The sequence below is a fragment of the Rhodoblastus sp. genome (assembly GCF_041915505.1).
GTDB lineage: Bacteria > Pseudomonadota > Alphaproteobacteria > Rhizobiales > Beijerinckiaceae > Rhodoblastus.
The window spans coordinates 1-2,514 of the sequence record NZ_JAYSBG010000449.1 but is presented as its reverse complement, the minus strand read 5'-3'; the positions used below and the strand labels follow the sequence as shown (position 1 = coordinate 2,514).

The window sequence follows — 2,514 nt, the reverse complement described above, 5'->3', positions numbered from 1 at the left end:
CTGATGACGGCGCTCGCCGCCGTTCCGGCCAAGGCCGAGAGCAATCAGGAGAAATGTTTTGGCGTGGCCCTCAAGGGCGCCAATGATTGCGCCGCCGGCGCCGGCACCACCTGCGCCGGCACCTCGGCCATCGATTATCAGGGCAATAGCTGGAAATTCGTGCCCAAGGGAACCTGCGCGACGGTGAAAGTTCCCGGCGGCCGCGCCGGCTCGCTGGCGCCGCTCGACCGCGACCGCCCGAAGTCCTGACCGCGCTGGGGAGCCGCGCCGCCATGAATGTCTCCGCACCGATCCGCAGCCAGGTCGCCGCGCTTGCTCCCGACAGCGTCGGCGCCGGCCTGAAGCCGGATCATTACGCGGCCATTCTGGCGGCGCGGCCCGATCTCGGCTTTTTCGAGATCCACGCCGAAAATTACATGAATGCGGGCGGGCCCAATCATCGCTGGCTCGCCGCGATCCGGGAGCATTATCCGCTCTCCGTCCATGGGGTCGGGCTGTCGCTCGGCTCCGTCGCGCCGCTCGACCGCGACCATCTGGCGCGGCTGCAACAGGTGGTCGCGCGCACGGCGCCGGCTTTGGTGTCGGAACATCTCGCCTGGAGCGACTTTTCCGGCCGCGCCTTTCCCGATCTTCTGCCCCTGCCCTATGACGAAACCGCCCTGCGCCGGGTCGCCGACAAGGTCGACGCCGTCCAGCAGGCGCTCGGGCGCCCGATCCTGATCGAAAATCCCGCCACCTATCTGCGCTTCGCCGTGGATGCGCTGGCGGAGACGCAATTTCTCGCCGAGCTCTGCGCGCGCGCCGACTGCGGCCTGCTGCTCGACGTCAATAATGTCCATGTCAGCGCGATCAATCATGGTTTCGACGCCAGGGCCTATCTCGACTCTTTCCCGCTGGATCGGGTCGGAGAAATCCATCTCGCCGGCCACGCCGAGGCGCGCGACGCCGGTGGATGCTTCCTGATCGACGATCATGGCGGCCCGGTCGCCGAGCCGGTCTGGGCGCTTTATCGCCATGTGATCGCCCGCGCCGGACCGCGCCCCACCTTGATCGAATGGGACAATAACCTGCCGCAATGGCCTGATCTGCTTGCGGAAACGGCTAAGGCCCGCGCCGTTTTGGAAGCCGCCGCGCCTGCCGGCGCGACCGCCACAACGACCCAAAGCGACGCACACGCCGCCGTTTCCAGCCCCAGCGGCTGGCAGGCGGCCTTCGCCGGGGCGCTGTCGAACCCGGACGCGCCGATCCCGCCTTTGTTCGCGCCCTGCGACGCGGCGTCGCGTTTCGCGGTCTATCGTAATAATGTCGCGGTCGCCGAGATCGGCGCGCTCAAGGCGCAATTCCCGACCGTGCTGCGGCTCGTCGGCGACGAAGCCTTCGCCGGCCTCGCCCGCGCCTTCGCGCGAAAAAATCCGCCGCGCTCGCCGGTTCTGGGCGATTACGGCGCGAATTTCCCGGATTTCATTGCTCTCTTCCTGGAAGAAGCCGGCGAAACCGAAACGCCTTATCTGCCCGACATCGCCCGGCTCGACTGGGCCTGCCTGACCGCCTTGCGCGCCGCCGAGGCCGAGCCTTTCGGCGCTGCGGGGCTCGCGGCGTTCAACCCCGCCATGATCGGCGCCATGCGCGCAAAACTGCACCCATCGGCCGCGCTGGTCGCCTCGGACTGGCCGTTGCGCGCCCTGCGCGCCACGGACGACGGCGCGATCGAGGACTGGAGCGGCGAAACCGTGCTCGTCCTGCGCCCGGAGGCGGAAGCGCGGCTGATCGCGATTTCCGCCGGCGAGGCCGCCTTTCTGCGCGCCTGCGCCGGCGGCGCGGCACTCGAAGCCGCCGCTCTGGCGGGCGAAGCCGCCGGGCCCGGCTTCGATTTCGGGCAAAGCCTCGTCGCCCTCACCCGCGCCGGCGCCTTCGCCGATATCGCCCTCATGCAAGGAAAAGCGACATGACCGTCCTGACCGCGACCGTTCCGACCAAGCCGCGCCTGTGGCAGGCCGCGCAGCCCGTTCTCGTCAGTTTCGCGCAACTGGCGCTGCGGATCGCCCTCGCCGTGCCCTTCTATCGCTCCGGCCTGACCAAATGGGACGGTTTCCTGCAATTGAGCGACAGCGCCGACGCTCTCTTCGCCGATGAGTTCCGGCTGCACCTGTTCGGGGCCGAAATCCCCTTCCCGGCGCCGCATCTGATGGCTTTCGCCTCAGGCTGTATGGAGATCCTGCTGCCGATCCTGCTGGTGCTGGGGCTTGGAACGCGGCTCGCAGCGCTCGGCCTGCTCGGCATGACCGCGATCATCCAGCTCACGGCGCCGGAGGGCTGGGCCAATTTCCACCTGATCTGGGCCGCGACGGCGCTCGCCATCCTCGTCCACGGGCCGGGCGGCTTCTCGCTCGACGCCCTGATCGGCCCCCGGCTGGCGCGCGCCTTCGGTCTGGACAAATCGGGCCAATGACGGATTGATGGCACTACCCAAACCCTACGGCTTTGATTATGGTGCGCCCAATCAACGCCAGTGCG

3 protein-coding genes are annotated in these 2,514 nt (G+C 68.3%); all 3 read left to right on the top strand.

What is annotated here, in order from left to right; translation table 11 throughout:
- Positions 1 to 3 precede the first annotated feature (3 nt).
- From ACE3S9_RS18425 to ACE3S9_RS18415, 3 genes are read left to right on the top strand one after another with little or no spacing between them, the layout of a single operon-like run.
- Complete coding sequence (locus ACE3S9_RS18425; protein WP_374547929.1) at positions 4 to 249, top strand: DUF2282 domain-containing protein; 246 nt, start codon at positions 4 to 6, stop codon at positions 247 to 249.
- A gap of 23 nt (positions 250 to 272) precedes the next feature.
- Positions 273 to 1,949 carry a DUF692 family multinuclear iron-containing protein gene (locus ACE3S9_RS18420; RefSeq protein ID WP_374547928.1) on the top strand — a complete coding sequence of 559 codons (1,677 nt, stop codon included), beginning with the start codon at positions 273 to 275 and terminating at the stop codon, positions 1,947 to 1,949.
- On the top strand, positions 1,946 to 2,449 hold the full coding sequence (locus ACE3S9_RS18415; protein WP_374547927.1) for a DoxX family protein: 504 nt from the start codon (positions 1,946 to 1,948) through the stop codon (positions 2,447 to 2,449). Before ACE3S9_RS18420 ends, ACE3S9_RS18415 begins: the two co-directional genes overlap by 4 nt.
- Positions 2,450 to 2,514 lie beyond the last annotated feature (65 nt).

Excerpts from the sequence above, each read along its gene's own strand:
- ACE3S9_RS18425 (WP_374547929.1), top strand. The coding sequence starts at position 4 with ATGACGGCGCTCGCCGCCGTTCCGGCCAAGGCCGAGAGCAATCAGGAG.
- ACE3S9_RS18420 (WP_374547928.1), top strand. The coding sequence starts at position 273 with ATGAATGTCTCCGCACCGATCCGCAGCCAGGTCGCCGCGCTTGCTCCC.
- ACE3S9_RS18415 (WP_374547927.1), top strand. The coding sequence starts at position 1,946 with ATGACCGTCCTGACCGCGACCGTTCCGACCAAGCCGCGCCTGTGGCAG.